This window comes from Pseudomonas sp. BNK-15 (assembly GCF_047456105.1).
In the GTDB taxonomy this organism is placed as follows: domain Bacteria; phylum Pseudomonadota; class Gammaproteobacteria; order Pseudomonadales; family Pseudomonadaceae; genus Aquipseudomonas; species Aquipseudomonas putida_E.
Genome location: NZ_CP179898.1, coordinates 890446 through 906442, shown reverse-complemented (window position 1 = coordinate 906442; position 15997 = coordinate 890446). Strand labels below are relative to the sequence as shown.

Here is a 15997-nt window from a genome sequence, read left to right as displayed (position 1 = left end):
GCACCGATTACAGGGCAATGGACCTGTTATCAACAATAAAGGCGAAAACCTCATGATTCCCTCTGCCGACTACCCGCATGTCGATTCCCAGAGCCGCTCAGGCGTGTCCTGGGCGGCCATCTTCGCCGGGGCAGCTGCCGCTGCGTCCCTTTCACTGATCCTGATGGTACTGGGTGCGGGGCTCGGCTTTGCCGCCACCTCGCCTTGGGCCGATGAAGGTGCCAGCGCCAAGGCACTGGGCATCTCGACCATCATCTGGCTATTGCTGACCCAGATTCTTGCTTCCGGGCTGGGTGGCTATATTGCCGGGCGCCTGCGGGTGAAGTGGGCGAACCTGCACGGTGACGAGGTGTACTTCCGCGACACGGCGCATGGTTTTCTCGCCTGGGCGGTCGCCACCCTGGTAGCGGCGATGCTGATCGTGAGTACCGCCGGGGGGCTGGCCAGTGCCGGTGTGCAGGCGGGCGCGAATGCCGTGGGGGCCGCAGCCAGCATGGCGCCCAAGCCTGACGCCAATGGCTATTTCGTCGACAGCCTGTTCCGCAGTGATGGCCCGGCGCCTGTGAGTGACGACGCCGCCAATGGCGTGGCAGCACGGATTATCGCCAGGTCCATTGCGCAGGGGACGCTCGCCGAAGATGACCGCGCTTACCTGGCGCAACTGGTGGCCCAGCGTACCCGCCTCAGCCAGCCTGAAGCCGAAGCACGCGTAGACCAGGTGTTCGCCCAGGTCGAGCAAGCCAAGGTCGAGGCAAAAAAAGCAGCCGACACCGCAGCCAAAGTGGCGGCATGGACCGCGCTGTGGACCTTCGTTGCGCTGTTGTGTGGGGCATTCTTCGCCAGCCTGGCAGCCCTGTACGGTGGTCGCCAGCGTGATCGCGTGATGTGGCTGGAAGGGGAAGGGGTTGATTACACCGCGCGTCGTACTGTTCAACGTTGAGTAAGGAGAAACATCATGCGCTCATTACTGCTGTGGATGCTTGGGGTGCCGATTCCGGTGATCATTCTGATCGCGATATTCATGCATTGAGTGGTTGGGGCCGCTGTGCGGCCCATCGCCGGCAAGCCGGCTCCTACAGGTACATCACCGTTCTCAGGAGCAGTGAACTACCTGTGGGGGCCGGCTTGCCGGCGATTGAGGCTATGCCGACCTAAAGAAACTGCTCGGCATAGTGACAGGCGACTTGCCTGGTCCCGACCTGCCGAAACGCCGGCACTTCAACACCACACCGCTCCGTCGCATACGGGCAGCGTTTGTGAAATGCGCACCCATCCGGCGGGTCGAGCGGGTTGGGCAGCTCGCCGGCGATGCGGATCTTCGGCTTCAACGGGTCCGGGTGGATCGCCGGTGTCGCTGAAAGCAGCGCCTGGGTGTACGGGTGCAGCGGCTTTTCGTAGATATCTTCCTTCGGCCCCATTTCCGCCGGCCGGCCCAGGTACATCACCAGCACCTGATCCGCCACGTGGCGTACCACTGCCAGGTTGTGGGAGATGAACACGTAGGCGGTGTTGAATTCCTTCTGCAGGTCCATGAACAGGTTCAGCACCTGTGCCTGGATCGACACATCCAGCGCCGAGGTCGGTTCGTCGGCCACCAGCACTTTGGGTTGCAGCATCATCGCCCGGGCCAGGGCGATGCGCTGGCGCTGGCCGCCCGAGAACATGTGCGGGTAGCGCTGGTAATGCTCAGGCCGCAACCCCACCTGCTCCATCATCTTCTGCACTTTTTCGCGCCGCTCGGCCTTGCTCAACGAGGTGTTGATCAGCAGCGGTTCGGCCAACTGATCGCCGATCTTCTGCCGTGGGTTGAGCGAGGCATAGGGGCTCTGGAACACCATCTGGACGTCGCGGCGCAGCTGTTTGCGCTCGCTTTTGCTGGCGCCTTTGACCTCGGTGCCGTCGATCTGCAACGAGCCGGAAGAGGGCTCTTCGATCAACGTCAGTGCGCGCGCCAGCGTGGACTTGCCGCAACCCGACTCACCCACCACGGCCAGTGTCTTGCCAGCTTCCAGCTCGAATGACACGCCATTGAGTGCGCGCACCAAGGCATGGCCCTTGAACAGCCCGCGGGACACTTCGTAATGCCGGGTCAGCTCCCGTGCGGTTAGAACGACGCTCATCACGCCACCTCCTGGTTCAGCGGGTAGAAGCAACGCACCAGGCTATGGGCCTGAGGGTCAAGGGGTGGGCGTTGGCGCCGGCAGTTGTCCTGCACGTACGGGCAGCGTGGCGACAGCAGGCAGCCGTCCGGGCGGTCGTACCGGCCAGGGACGATGCCCGGCAGCGTGGCCAGGCGTTCGGCGCCGATGCTGTGTTCGGGGATGGCCGCCAGCAGTGCTTCGCTGTAGGGGTGCGCGGGCACGTCGAACAGCTCAGGCACCTGGCCCACTTCCACGGCTTGGCCGGCATACATCACACAGACGCGTTTGGCGGTTTCGGCGACCACGGCCAGGTCGTGGGTAATCAGGATGAGCGCCATGTTGCGCTCTTTCTGCAGGTTGACCAGCAGTTCCATGATCTGCGCCTGGATGGTCACGTCCAGCGCCGTGGTCGGCTCGTCGGCGATCAGCAGCTTGGGCTCCCCGGCAATCGCCATGGCGATTGCCACGCGCTGGCTCATGCCACCGGACAGCTGGTGCGGGTAGGCGTCCAGGCGGCTTTCGGCAGCCGGGATCTCGACCTTTTTCAGCAGCTCCAGGGCACGCTGGCGCGCGGCTTTGCCTTTGAGGCCCAGGTGCTGGCGCAGCACTTCTTCGATCTGGTAGCCCACGGTGTAGCTGGGGTTGAGCGCGGTCATCGGGTCCTGGAAGACCATGGCGATGTCCTTGCCCACCACCTTGCGCCGCTGGCGGGAGCTGAGTTTGAGCATGTTGGTGCCGTCGAAGGTGAGCGTATCGGCGGTGATGCGCCCGGGGGCCTCGATCAGGCCCATCAGGGCCATCATGGTGACCGATTTGCCCGAGCCGGACTCACCGACAATGGCCAGTATTTCACCGGCGTCCACCGCCAGGTCCAGGCCGTCCACCACTGGGACTGCATTGGCGTCGCCGAAGCGCACGCTCAGGTTGTTGATCTGCAACAGTGACATGGCGCTCTCCTCAGGCGGCGTTCTTGAGTTTCGGGTCCAGCGCATCGCGCAAGCCGTCGCCCATCAGGTTGATTGCCAGCACACTGAGCAGGATGGTCAGGCCGGGCAGGCTCACCACCCACCAGGCGCGCTCGATGTAGTCCCGGGCCGAGGCGAGCATGGTGCCCCACTCCGGGGTCGGCGGTTGTACACCCAGGCCCAGGAAGCCCAGCGCAGCGGCGTCGAGGATGGCCGAGGAGAAGCTCAAGGTGGCCTGCACGATCAGCGGTGCCATGCAGTTGGGCAGCACGGTGACGAACATCAGCCGTGGCAACCCGGCGCCAGCCAGACGCGCGGCGGTCACATAGTCGCGGTTCAGTTCACCCATCACCGCAGCGCGGGTCAGGCGCACGTAGGACGGTAGCGACACGATGGCGATGGCGATCACTGTGTTGATCAGGCCTGGGCCGAGAATGGCGACGATCGCCACGGCCAGCAGCAGCGACGGCAGGGCCAGCATCACGTCCATCAGGCGCATGATCGACGGACCGAGCAAGCGCGGGAAGAAACCGGCCAGCAGGCCCAGCAGGATGCCCGGGATCAGCGACATCACCACCGACGACAGGCCGATCAGCAGCGACAGCCGGGCGCCCTGGATCAGCCGCGAGAGCAGGTCACGGCCCAGTTCGTCGGTGCCGAGGATGAATTGCCAGGTACCGCCTTCGAGCCATACCGGCGGGGTCAGCAGGAAGTCACGGTATTGTTCGCTTGGGTCATGCGGCGCCACCCACGGCGCGAACAGCGCACAGAACACCACCACGCACATGAAGGCCAGGCCCATCACCGCGCCCTTGTTGCGCGAGAAGGCGTGCCAGAACTCTTTGTATGGCGAGGGGTAGAGCAGGCTTTGGTCCACCGGGCTGGCCGGCGTCACGGATTTCGGAATCGGGCTAGTCATGGCGAAGGCCTCAGCGCTGATGACGGATGCGTGGGTTGGCCAGGCCGTAGAGGATGTCCACGACGAAGTTGACCAGGATCACCAGGCAGGCGATCAAAAGGATGCCGTTCTGGACCACGGGGTAGTCACGGGCGCCGATGGCTTCGATCAGCCATTTGCCGATGCCCGGCCAGGAGAAGATGGTTTCGGTCAGCACCGCACCGGCCAGCAGCGTGCCGACCTGCAGGCCGAACACGGTCAGCACCGGGATCAGTGCATTGCGCAGGCCGTGCACGAACACCACGCGGGCCGGTGACAGGCCTTTGGCGCGCGCAGTGCGAATGTAGTCTTCGCGCAGCACTTCGAGCATGGACGAGCGGGTCATGCGGGCGATTACCGCCAACGGGATGGTGCCGAGCACGATGGCCGGCAGGATCAGGTGCATCACCGCATCCTTGAACGCGCCTTCTTCGTCACTGAGCAGGGTATCGATGAGCATGAAGCCGGTTTTCGGCTCGATGTCGTACAGCAGGTCGATGCGCCCGGAGACCGGCGTCCAGCCCAGGCTCACCGAGAAGAACATGATCAGGATCAGGCCCCACCAGAAAATCGGCATCGAATAGCCGGCCAGGGAGATGCCCATGACCCCGTGATCGAACAGCGAGCCACGCTTGAGCGCAGCGATCACGCCGGCCAATAAGCCGACGATGCCGGCGAACAGCAGCGCAGCAAAGGCCAGTTCCAGGGTTGCAGGGAACAGGGTGAGGAACTCGCTCCATACGCTTTCACGGGTGCGCAGCGACTCGCCCAGGTCACCCTGCGCGAGCTTGCCCACGTAATCCAGGTACTGGACCGGCAGTGGCTTGTTCAGGCCCAGGCGCTCCATGGCCTGGGCGTGCATCTCGGGGTCGACCCTGCGCTCGCCCATCATCACTTCCACCGGGTCGCCGGGGATCAGGCGTATGAGCGCGAAGGTCAGCAAGGTGATGCCGAAAAACGTCGGTATCAGCAGGCCCAGGCGCCGGGCAATAAAACTCAACATTGTCAGGGTTACCTCATCAGCCGTTGTACGGCGGTGCCGCCGTTGCCCGTGTGGGTTGCCGGCGGTCGTTGTTGTTCTACTTCACCTGGGTGGTGGCGAAGTTGTTGTTGGTCAGAGGGTTGATCACATAACCCTCCACGTTGTCACGCATGGCAGTGAACATCTTCGGGTGCGCCATGCTGATCCAGGGCTGGTCGTCATCGTACACCTTCAATGCCTCGGCATAGAGCCTGGCACGCTCGTCGTTGTCGATCACCTCACGGGCGCGGGTGATCAGGTCCTGAAACTTCGAGTTGCACCAGCGCGCGTAGTTCTCACCACTTTTGACCGCATCGCAGCTGAGCAGGGGGCTGAGGAAATTGTCCGGGTCGCCGTTGTCGCCGGCCCAGCCGGTGGAGACCAGGTCGGCCTCACCGTTTTTCGCCCGGCGCAGCATCTCGGCCCACTCCATCACACGGATGTCCAGCTTCAGGCCGATTTTGGCGAGGTCGGACTGGAGCATTTCCGCCGACAGCCGTGGGTTGGGGTTGGTCGCGCCGCCGCCATTGCGGGTGAACAGCGTGATGACCGTGCCTTGCGGCACCCCGGCCTGCTGGAGCAGTTCACGGGCCTTGGCCAGGTCACGGGGTGGGTTCTGGTTGGCACTGTTGTAGCCGATCATGGTTGGCGGGTAGGGGTTTACCCCCACCAGCGCATTGCCCTTGCCGAACAGCTGGTCGACGTGGGTCTGGCGGTCGAAGGCCATGTTGATGGCTTTGCGCACGCGCACATCGCTGAGGTATTTGTGCTCGGTGTTCATGGCGATATAGCCGGTGACCAGGGCCTCGATCTCGGCGACCTTGAGCTTGGGATCAGCCTTGATCGACGCCACGTCGTCCGGTTTCGGGTAAAGCGCCACCTGGCATTCATTGGCGCGCAGCTTCTGCAGGCGCACGTTGCTGTCGGTGGCGATGGCGAAAATCAGCGAGTCGGCCGGCGGCTTGCCGCGGAAGTAGTCCGGGTTGGCCTTGAAGCGCACCTGGGCGTCCTTGTTGTAGCGCTGGAAGATGAACGCGCCAGTGCCCACCGGTTTGCTGTTGAGGTCGCCGGTCTTGCCTGCCTTGAGCAACTGGTCGCCGTATTCGGCGGAGTAGATCGAGGTGAAGCCCATGGCCATGTCACGCAGGAACGGTGCTTGCGGGCGGGTCAGGGTGATGACCACGGTGTGGTCGTCGGTCTTGTCCACCGATTTGAGCAGGTCCTTGAAGGCCATGCTCTCGAAATACGGGTAGCCGACGCTGGTCTTGTCGTGCCACGGGTGGTTAGGGTCGAGCTGGCGACGCAGGCTCCACAGCACGTCGTCGGCATTGAAATCGCGGGTCGGTTTGAAGTAACCGGTGGTGTGGAACTTCACTCCTTGGCGCAGGTGAAAGGTGTAGGTCAGGCCATCGGCCGAGATGTCCCAGCGTTCGGCCAGGGCTGGCTGGATGTCGGTGGTGCCGGGCTTGAAGTCGACCAGGCGGTTGAACACCGTCTCAGCCGAGGCATCGGCGGTGACCGCCGTGGTGTATTGAACGATGTCGAAGCCTTCCGGGCTGGCTTCGGTGCACACCACCAGCGGCTTGGCCGCCAGGTTGCCGGCGGCGCCGAGTATGACCGCTGCCAGGGCAGCGCGTAGCGGTAGCGATGTCATGTGTCCTCCTTGCTTGCAATGATTCCAGCGTAGCCGCCCGGGCCCGCACTGAAGCGGACCTGGGCGTAAGCGGTCAGAGAATGTTGAACGGAATGGTGGTCACGACGCGGAACTCATCCAGGCTGCCATCGGCCTGTGCCTTGCTGGCGCGATGCGCGGTATAGGTAGCGCGGATGCTGGTGTCTTTCAGCGGCCCGCTCTGCACCGCGTAGCTGGTGCCGATACCCCACTCATAGTGGGTTTCGCCATCCAGGCCGTTCACGTCATAGGCCGTACCGCGGTAATGGGTGCCGTCGATGCCCCAGCCGCGGGCGTTGTACAGGTTGAACTTCAGGCCCGGCACGCCATACGGCGCCATGTTCAGCACGTAGGAAATCTGCAGGGATTTCTCGTTCGGGCCGTTGAAGTCCGAGAGCAGGGAGTTGGCCAGGTAGATGCCGTTGGTTTCGTGCAGGTAGTCGAAGTACTCGTTACCGTTGACCTGCTGCCACGAAGCGCTGAGGGTGTGGGCCTGGTGGGTCAGGCCGAACGACAGGCTGTAGGTGTCGTTGTCGATCTCGCCCATCTTCTGGCTGCCTGCGTCCACGGTCTTGTAGTAGTTCAGGCCGGTGGTCAGGCTCAGCACCGCGCTGTCGCCCAGCACGTGGCTGGCGCCGAAGTAGTACTGGTTCCAGAAGTCGTCGACCTTGGTGGCGTACAGGCTGGTGGTCAGGCTCTTGAGCGGCTGGTAGTTGACCCCGGCGGTACTGGCACGGTCGGTTTCCACGCCCGCGGCGCCATACTCGCTGCGAAACTTGCTCAGGCTCTGTTCGGTGCGCGGCGAGACACGGTCGAAGGTGCCCAGGTCGAATGACAGGTTGTCGAACTCTGCACTGTGCAGGAACGCGCCCTGGAAGCTGGAGGGCAGGGCGCGGTTGCCGATGTAAGCGATCATCGGCGTGTCCACGGACTGGCGGCCGACGGTGAGGGTGGTGTTGGACACCCGTGCCTTGAGGTTGGCCAGGCCCATCTTGCTCCACTGGCCGATGGGGTCGCCATCGCTATGGGTCAGGGTACGGTTGTTCGGCCCGGCGACTGCGGCGCGGCCTTGCTCCAGAGCGATGGCGTTGTAGCCGGCTGCCTCCACGGCAAAACCCACGGTGCCCTGGGTGAAGCCTGAGCTGTAGTTGAGGATGGTGCCCTGCAGCCAGTTGTCGCGGCTGTGGCTGTCGTGGCGTGTGCCGTCGCTTTTGTAGTACTTGAACAACGGCGCGCGGGTGGCGCGTTCGCGGGCGTACCAGTTGCGGGTGCTGCCGGACAGGCTCTGGCCGTCGATGAAACCTTTGGCCTCATCCTGCTCGCTGGTGCCTTTGAGGCTGAACGGGACGTAGTCCTGGCTTTGGGTGTCGGCCTGGGCCATGGCGGCGAAGGTGGCGATGGATAACGCCAGTGTGGTGAACGTGAATAGTCTCAAGATGAAAGCTCCCTTTCTGTTCTTTTAGTTATTGCCTGGCCTTGTGGGCCGGGTTGTTGCGGTGTTGCCAGGGTTGCCCGGGGTTGCCGGGCCAATCAGGGGGAGGTGTGTGGCCAGTGCTGGCCCTTTCGCCGGCAAGCCGGCGCCCACAGGAATCAATAAAGATCCCCAGGCTTGTGCCATTTTTGTAGGAGCCGGCTTGCCGGCGAGAGAGCCGCTACCGGCTAACGCTCAATCAACGCTCACTCCGGAAAAGTCGTTGCGGCCAAAGGGGCTCACCTTGAAGCCGGCCACCTTGACGCTGAGCGGCTGGTTCACCGTGGAGTGCGCCACCGGCGTGATCGGCACCTGCTGTTTGAGGCGTTGCTGGGCCTGCTGGTACAGCACTGTGCGCTGCTCGCGGTCGGTTACCTGCTTGGCTTGCTTGACCAGGCTGTCGTACTGCCGGTCGCACCACTGCGAGTAGTTGTTGCTGCCGATGGCATCGCAGCTGTAGAGGGTGCCCAGCCAGTTATCCGGGTCGCCGTTGTCACCGGTCCAGCCGATCAGGGCGATGTCGTGCTCGCCGCTTTTCATGCGCTTGAGGTATTCGCCCCATTCATAACTGACGATGCGCACTTTCAAGCCCAGCTTGCTCCAGTCGGCCTGAAGCATCTCGGCCATGAGCTTGGCGTTGGGGTTGTACGGGCGCTGCACGGGCATGGCCCACAGGGTGACTTCGGTGCCTTCCTTGACCCCGGCCTGCTTGAGCAGCTGGCGGGCCTGCTCAGGGTCGTAGGGTGCGTCCTTTAAGCTGTCGTCATAGGACCATTGGGTTGGTGGCATGGCGTTGACTGCGCGTTGCCCCGAGTCCTGATACACCGCCTGCAGGATCGCCTGCTTGTTCACTGCCATGTCCATGGCCTGGCGTACCTCCAGGCGGTCGAACGGCGGGTGCTGGGTGTTGTAAGCGATATAGCCGAGGTTGAAGCCTGGTTGTTGCAGCACCTGCAGCTTGCTGTCCTGCTTGAGGGCTGGCAGGTCGGCCGGGCGTGGGTGCAGGGTGACCTGGCATTCGCCGCGGCGCAGCTTCTGGATGCGCACCGAGGGGTCGGTGTTGATCGAAAATACCAGGTTGTCGAGTTTCACCTCGTCCGGTGCCCAGTAGTCCTTGTTGCCTTTGAAGCGGATCTGCGAATCTTTCTGGTAGCGCTGGAACACGAACGGGCCGGTACCGATAGGCTGCTGGTTGATGTCGCTGGGGCGCCCGCTCGCCATCAGATGCTCGGCATATTCAGCCGAAAGCACCGAAGCGAAGCTCATCGCCAGGTTTTGCACGAAGGCGGCATCGACCTTGTTCAGGGTGAACACCACGGTCATCGTGCCGGTCTTTTCGATACCGGCGATGTTCTTGTCCAGGCCCATGCTGACGAAGTAGGGGAACTCGGTGGGGTAGGCCTGGCGGAACGGGTGCTCGCGGTCGAGCATGCGGTTGAAGGTGAACAGCACGTCATCGGCGTTGAAGTCGCGGCTGGGGGTGAATGCCTTGTTGGCGTGGAATTTCACCCCCTCGCGCAGGTGGAAGGTGTAGCGCAGGCCATCGTCGGATACTTCCCACTTCGTTGCCAGGGCGGGATGCACTGCCGTACCGCCGCGTTGAAATTCCACCAGGCGGTTGTAGATCGGTTCTGCCGCATCGTTGTCGGTGGCACTGGTGTATTGGGCTGTGTCGAACCCGGCCGGGCTACCCTCGGAGCAGAACACCAGGCTACTGGCCTGAGGGGCTGATGCCTGGCTCAGCAGGCCCACGGCGAGCAGCGTGGAAAACAGTGTGGTGTGGCGCATGGCAAATCCTTTTTTCCGTCTGTTTTTGCCGCTTCGGGATACGAAATGCGGCAACAGGGGCCCCAACCCCGGCGCGGGTAGCGCCGGGGGGAGTTCGAAGGGTGGAAGTGGGCGAGGGTGGTGCGTGTGCCCGGCGCTATTTCTCCACACTGACGCCGTAGAAGGAGTTCAGTGCGAACGGGCTGATCTTGAAGCCCTTCACCTTGGCACTCATCGGCTGGTAGACCGTGGAGTGGGCGATTGGCGTGATCGGTACCTGATCTTTGAGGATATGCTGCGCCTGTTTATACAGCTCGGTGCGCTTGGCCTGGTCGGAAGTGGCCTTGGCCTGCTTGATCAGGTCGTCGTAGGGCTTGTAGCACCACTTGGAGAAGTTGTTGCCCTCGATGGCATCACAGCCATACAGGGTGCCTAGCCAGTTGTCCGGGTCACCGTTGTCGCCGCTCCAGCCGATCAGCATGGCGCCTTGTTCGCCGCCTTTGGAACGTTTGATGTACTCGCCCCACTCGTAACTGACGATTTTCGCCTTGATGCCGACCTTGCCCCAGTCAGCCTGCAGCATCTCGGCCATCAGCTTGGCGTTGGGGTTGTACGGGCGTTGCACCGGCATGGCCCACAGGGTGATTTCGGTGCCTTCCTTGATCCCGGCTTCCTTGAGCAGTTGCTTGGCCTTTTCCGGGTCGTACGGCACATCCTTGATGCTTTCGTCGTAGGACCACTGGGTCGGCGGCATGGCATTGACGGCGAGCTGGCCGGCGCCCTGGTAGACCGATTCGATGATCTTCTGCTTGTCGACGGCCATGTCCAGTGCCTGGCGCACCTTCAGTTGAGCCAACGGGTTGGGTTGGTCACTGCCCTTGAGCTTGTCCATCACGTTGTAGGCGATGTAGCCCAGGTTGAAACCGGCCTGGTGCGGCATCTGCAGCTTGTCGTTGGCCTTGAGCGGCTCGATATCGGCAGGGCGCGGGAACAAGGTCACCTGGCACTCGTTCTTCTTCAGCTTCTGCATGCGCACCGAGGCGTCGGTGGTGATGGCGAAGATCAGGTTGTCGATCTTCACGTCCTCGGGTTTCCAGTAATCCTTGTTGCCCTTGAAGCGGATCTGGGCGTCCTTCTGGTACTTGCTGAACACGAACGGGCCGGTGCCGATCGGTTTCTGGTTGATGTCTGCAGCCTTGCCTTCTTTGAGCAACTGGTCGGCGTACTCGGCCGACTGCACGGAGGCAAAGCTCATCGCCAGGTTCTGGATGAACGCGGCGTCCACCTGGTTGAGGGTGAACCTGACGGTGTGCTCGTCGAGTTTCTCCACCTTGGCGATGTTGTTGTCCATGCCCATGTCGGTGAAGTAGGGGAACTCAGTGGGGTAGGCCTTACGGAACGGGTGATTCTTGTCGAGCATGCGGTTGAAGGTGAACAGCACGTCGTCTGCGTTGAATTCGCGGCTTGGCTTGAAGTAATCGGTGGTGTGGAACTTGACCCCTTCGCGCAGGTGGAAGGTGTAGGTCTTGCCGTCGTCGGACACCTCCCATTTGGTCGCCAGGCCGGGGATAACGGCGGTGCCGCCACGTTCGAACTGGGTCAGGCGGTTGAACACGGTCTCGGCCGAGGCGTCGAAGTCGGTTCCGGTGGTGTATTGCCCCGGGTCGAAGCCGGCGGGGCTGCCTTCGGAGCAGAACACCAGGTTGGACGCGGCGTGGGCAAGCGGAGCGCCGGTCAGCAAGCCTGCGCCGAGCAGGAACGGAATGACTGCGTGTTTGAGCATGGTGGCCTCATTGTTGTCATTTTTCTGATTCGAGGTGGCCTCGTGAGCCGACCTGCGGATACTTATGCAGGGTGTGTTCCCAATGCAACACTGCGAAGGATAGTTGGCGTCAGAAAAGTAGTACGGGCGTACATGGATGTCGCATATGTATAACTTTCGAGGAAGTTGAACGTTTGCGAGGGCAAAATGATGGCTTTTTGCGGGATGTTTCGCGGGAGGGAATTTGTAGGAAGCACTATTTGAGTGCGTAGGAAATGTCTCTATTTGTGCTGCTGGGGCGCAATGCGCCCCTTGTATCGCCTGCGTTGATCAAGGCATCTGCACTTCGATCAGGCCGTCTGCGTTCATGCTGACTTCGCTGGTACCCGCCTCGATATCCGGCGCCGGTGCTGCTTCGTCGGCACCCATGGCTTTCATGGCCATTGGCGCGCTGCGCAGATAGGGGCGTGGGTAGCCGCTGCTGTTGAGGTTCAGGCTGACCACTTTATAGCCCTTGCCACCCAGGGCTTCGGTGGCCAGTTGCGCGCGGGCCTTGAAGGCATTGACCGCATCCTTGAGCAAGGCGTCTTCGCTGGCCTTGCGCGTGGCCGGGGCGATGGAGAAATCCATGCCGCCCATCTTAAGGTCTTGCAGCAGGTCGGCACTGAGCTGAGAGAGGGCCGGGAAGTCGGCGCTTTCCAGGCGCACTTCGGCACGCTCGCGCCAGCCGGTGATCTTCTGCCCCTTGCTGTCGTAGACCGGGTAGCTGTTGCGGCTGCCCTGGCTGATTTTCACGTCCTTGACCTGGCGGGCCTGCTGCACGGCCTTGTTCATGGTTTCGGTGATCTGTTTGGCAAGCTTGCCCGGGTCGGTGTTCTGCGCTTCGCTATAAAGGGTCACGACCATCAGGTCGCGGGGCACTTCCTTGCTGACTTCTGCACGCAGCGATATCTGGTTGTAGCGCGGCTCATCAGCCGCCAGCGCCGGCAGGCTGGCGAGCAGGCCGCAGGACAGGATCAGGGCAGCGCCGCGACGAGGGTTAGGCATGTGATACTCCTTGGCAATGAAAGGCGTGGGTTCTGGCCATCCATCCCACGCATGGCCCATCAGACCGGGATCAGTGTAGTGGGTTCAAAAGTGCCATCATGAAGCTGTGACAAACTGTGGCGCTTTGCCGCATCGCTGCAGCTGGGCGCGCGCCTTCGGTATACTCCAGCCGATTGTCCTGGAGCACTCATCAGGAGAGCTCATGCTCGCCGCCGCACAACCGCTGTCCGCTACCCGCCAGAACCTCTGGCGCCTGACTGTCATTCGCGTTCTGGTCCTGGCCGCTCAGGCAGGCTCGGTGGGCGTTGCCTACTGGACCGAACTGCTGCCGCTGCCGTGGTTTTCCCTGGCCGCGACCCTGGCTCTGTCGTCCCTGCTGTGCGCCTTCACCGCGTTGCGCTTGCGCCTGTCGCTGCCGGTCACCGAACTGGAATACGCGCTGCAGCTGGCCTGCGACCTGCTGATCCACAGCGCGCTGCTTTATTACTCGGGCGGCTCGACCAACCCCTTCGTTTCCTATTACCTGGTGCCGCTGGCCATTGCCGCCGTGACCTTGCCCTGGCTCTACTCGCTGATCCTGTCGGGTATCGCCCTGACCGCCTACAGCCTGTTGCTGGTCCAGTTCTACCCGCTTGAAGGCCTGCCGATGGCGCGGGACAAGATGCAGGTCTACGGCATGTGGTTGAGCATCGCGCTGGCGGCTGCGGTGATCACCTTCTTCGCCGCGCGCATGGCCGAAGAGCTGCGCCGTCAGGAAAAACTGCGCTCCGAACGGCGCGAAGAAAGCCTGCGCGACGAACAATTGTTGGCCGTGGCCACCCAGGCCGCGGGTGCCGCCCATGAGCTGGGCACGCCGCTGGCGACCATGAGCGTGCTGCTCAACGAAATGCGCCAGGACCACGCCGACCCGCTGTTGCAGGAGGACCTGCAGATCCTTCAGGACCAGGTCAAGCTGTGCAAGGAAACCCTGCAGCAACTGGTGCGTGCCGCTGAAGCCAATCGCCGCCTGGCGATGGTGGAGCAGGACGTGACCGAGTGGCTCGATGAGGCGCTGAACCGTTGGCACCTGATGCGTCCGGAAGCCAGCTACCGCTTCCAGCGTCTGCGCGACGGCCAGGTGCCCCGCCTGACCCCGCCACCGGACCTGACCCAGGCGCTGCTGAACTTGTTGAACAATGCCGCCGATGCGTGCCCTGAAGACCTGGAGGTACGCCTGGACTGGGACGCCCAGGACATCGTCATCAGCATCCGCGACCATGGCCCCGGCGTGCCGCCGGCCATTGCCGAAGCAATCGGCAAACCCTTCATTACCACCAAAGGCAAAGGCTTCGGCCTGGGCCTGTTCTTGAGCAAAGCCAGCGTGACCCGTGCGGGCGGTTCGGTGAAACTCTATAGTCATGAGCAGGGTGGCACCCTGACCGAACTGCGCCTGCCCCATGGCAAGCGAGGAGATGAATGATGAGCGAAGAAAACCAGGTCGAAAGCGAAGAGCTGCCGCACCTGCTGCTGGTGGATGACGATGCCACCTTCACGCGGGTCATGGCCCGTGCCATGAGCCGTCGCGGTTTCCGCGTGAGCACTGCAAGCTCCGCCGAGGAAGGTCTGGTCCTGGCGCAGAATGATCTGCCGGACTACGCCACGCTGGACTTGAAAATGGAGGGCGACTCCGGCCTGGTGCTGCTGCCCAAGCTGCTGGAGCTGGACCCGGAAATGCGCGTGGTGATCCTCACCGGCTACTCGAGCATTGCCACGGCGGTCGAGGCGGTCAAGCGCGGGGCGTGCAACTACCTGTGCAAACCGGCCGATGCCGACGATGTGCTGGCGGCACTGCTTTCGGAGCATACGGACCTGGATACGTTGGTGCCGGAAAACCCCATGTCGGTGGACCGCTTGCAGTGGGAGCACATCCAGCGCGTGCTCAGCGAGCACGAGGGCAATATCTCCGCTACCGCGCGGGCGCTGGGCATGCACCGGCGCACGTTGCAGCGCAAGCTGCAGAAACGGCCTGTGCGGCGCTAACTTATCCTGGCAGTACCGGCCCTATCGCCGGCAAGCCGGCCCACAGGTGCTCCACAGTATTCAGGCTTGATGGGGACCAGTGGGAGCCGGCTTGCCGGCGATAGGGCCTAACAGAAATTTCTTTATATTGCGGCTGATCCCCGCAACTCCTGACGCGTTGGCGTATCATTAGCCCCCTAACGGCAACCCTTCAGGATCGCTAGCGCATGCTCGCCCTTCTTATCCAGACGCTGAACATCACGGCGCCCGTCTTCGCCATGCTGTTCCTGGGCGTGCTGCTCAAACGCATTCACCTGATCGACGACAATTTCAACCGGGTTGCCTCGCAACTGGTGTTCAACGTCTGCATGCCTGCGCTGTTGTTCCTCGGCATCTACCATGCCGACCTGGCAACGGCGATCAAACCGGGTGTCATCCTCTATTTCGTGGCTGCCACCCTGGTCGGCTTCGCCGTGGCCTGGGGCCTGGCAATCTGGCGCAGCCCGCTGGCCGACCGCGGCATCTACACCCAGGGTGCGTTTCGCGGCAACAACGGCGTGATCGGCCTGGCCCTGGCCGCCAGCCTTTACGGGGACTACGGTATCTCGCTGGGGGCAGTGCTCGCAGGCCTGGTGATCCTCCTGTACAACTCGCTTTCAGCCGTAGTGCTGGCGGTATACAGCCCGGACCTGAAGTCCGACCCGTGGAGCATCTGCAAGAGCATTTTCAGCAACCCACTGATCATCAGCGTGCTACTGGCCACGCCCATGGCCTACGGGCAGGTACCCCTGCCCAACTGGTTGCTCACCTCGGGCGACTACCTCGCGCAGATGACCCTGCCGCTGGCGCTGATCTGTATCGGTGGCACCCTGTCGCTCAACGCCCTGCGCGACAGCGGCAAGTTGGCCATCGATGCCAGCCTGGTGAAGATGCTCTGGTTGCCGCTGTTCGGCACGCTCGGTGCCTGGCTCTGCGGTTTTCGCGGGGCCGAGCTGGGCATTCTGTTCCTGTACATCGGCAGCCCCACTGCGGCGGCCAGTTACGTCATGGCACGGGCAGCCAACGGCAATCACGAACTGGCGGCATCGATCATCGTGATCACTACGCTAATGGCGGCGATCACCACCAATATTGGTATTTTCATCTTGCAGTGGGGCGGATGGATCTAGATCCTTGACTGCATACCTCAAAAAACACTGCCTCACTGAGCTTAAGG

Annotated in this window: 13 protein-coding genes; 4 read left to right on the top strand and 9 right to left on the bottom strand. The window is 62.6% G+C overall.

Features of this window, described 5'->3' with window-relative positions:
- The first annotated feature begins 52 nt into the window (after window positions 1-52).
- Window positions 53-940 (top strand): hypothetical protein, encoded by an 888-nt coding sequence (locus ACMGF5_RS04105; protein WP_125923442.1) that lies wholly within the window; start codon window positions 53-55, stop codon window positions 938-940.
- Between the two features lie 211 nt (window positions 941-1151).
- On the opposite strand, the gene ACMGF5_RS04100 is transcribed toward ACMGF5_RS04105, so the two are convergent.
- The 9 genes from ACMGF5_RS04100 to ACMGF5_RS04060 all read right to left on the bottom strand — a co-directional run bounded on the left by ACMGF5_RS04100 (window position 1152) and on the right by ACMGF5_RS04060 (window position 12783).
- Entirely contained in the window at window positions 1152-2120 is a 969-nt protein-coding gene (locus ACMGF5_RS04100) for a peptide ABC transporter ATP-binding protein (protein WP_046784464.1), read from the bottom strand.
- The gene (locus tag ACMGF5_RS04095) at window positions 2120-3088 is read right to left on the bottom strand and encodes an ABC transporter ATP-binding protein (protein ID WP_046784463.1); all 969 of its coding nucleotides are present in this window, start codon (window positions 3086-3088) and stop codon (window positions 2120-2122) included. Before ACMGF5_RS04095 ends, ACMGF5_RS04100 begins: the two co-directional genes overlap by 1 nt.
- Before the next feature lie 10 nt (window positions 3089-3098).
- Window positions 3099-4025 carry an ABC transporter permease subunit gene (locus tag ACMGF5_RS04090; RefSeq protein ID WP_115273935.1) on the bottom strand — a complete coding sequence of 309 codons (927 nt, stop codon included), beginning with the start codon at window positions 4023-4025 and terminating at the stop codon, window positions 3099-3101.
- A 10-nt stretch (window positions 4026-4035) separates the two neighbouring features.
- A complete protein-coding gene (locus tag ACMGF5_RS04085) occupies window positions 4036-5046 on the bottom strand; it encodes an ABC transporter permease subunit (RefSeq protein ID WP_012316108.1) in 1011 nt (336 codons plus the stop codon).
- Window positions 5047-5122: 76 nt separating this feature from the next.
- Window positions 5123-6718 (bottom strand): ABC transporter substrate-binding protein, encoded by a 1596-nt coding sequence (locus ACMGF5_RS04080; protein ID WP_012316107.1) that lies wholly within the window; start codon window positions 6716-6718, stop codon window positions 5123-5125.
- 73 nt (window positions 6719-6791) lie between these two features.
- The gene (locus tag ACMGF5_RS04075; RefSeq protein WP_046784461.1) at window positions 6792-8171 is read right to left on the bottom strand and encodes an OprD family porin; all 1380 of its coding nucleotides are present in this window, start codon (window positions 8169-8171) and stop codon (window positions 6792-6794) included.
- 231 nt (window positions 8172-8402) lie between these two features.
- Window positions 8403-9995 carry an ABC transporter substrate-binding protein gene (locus tag ACMGF5_RS04070; protein ID WP_115273936.1) on the bottom strand — a complete coding sequence of 531 codons (1593 nt, stop codon included), beginning with the start codon at window positions 9993-9995 and terminating at the stop codon, window positions 8403-8405.
- A gap of 136 nt (window positions 9996-10131) precedes the next feature.
- Window positions 10132-11757, bottom strand: coding sequence for an ABC transporter substrate-binding protein (locus tag ACMGF5_RS04065; RefSeq protein ID WP_046784459.1), 1626 nt, complete (start codon window positions 11755-11757; stop codon window positions 10132-10134).
- 309 nt (window positions 11758-12066) lie between these two features.
- Entirely contained in the window at window positions 12067-12783 is a 717-nt protein-coding gene (locus ACMGF5_RS04060; protein ID WP_046784458.1) for an SIMPL domain-containing protein, read from the bottom strand.
- 202 nt (window positions 12784-12985) lie between these two features.
- Between ACMGF5_RS04060 and ACMGF5_RS04055 the strand changes: the two genes are divergently transcribed.
- The 3 genes from ACMGF5_RS04055 (at window position 12986) to ACMGF5_RS04045 (ending at window position 15950) form a co-directional block, all read left to right on the top strand.
- Window positions 12986-14242: an ATP-binding protein gene (locus ACMGF5_RS04055; protein ID WP_281870077.1), complete on the top strand. Its 1257-nt coding sequence runs from the start codon at window positions 12986-12988 to the stop codon at window positions 14240-14242.
- Window positions 14242-14802: a response regulator transcription factor gene (locus tag ACMGF5_RS04050; protein ID WP_039604181.1), complete on the top strand. Its 561-nt coding sequence runs from the start codon at window positions 14242-14244 to the stop codon at window positions 14800-14802. Before ACMGF5_RS04055 ends, ACMGF5_RS04050 begins: the two co-directional genes overlap by 1 nt.
- A 206-nt stretch (window positions 14803-15008) precedes the next feature.
- Complete coding sequence (locus tag ACMGF5_RS04045) at window positions 15009-15950, top strand: AEC family transporter (RefSeq protein WP_046784456.1); 942 nt, start codon at window positions 15009-15011, stop codon at window positions 15948-15950.
- Window positions 15951-15997: the final 47 nt, after the last annotated feature.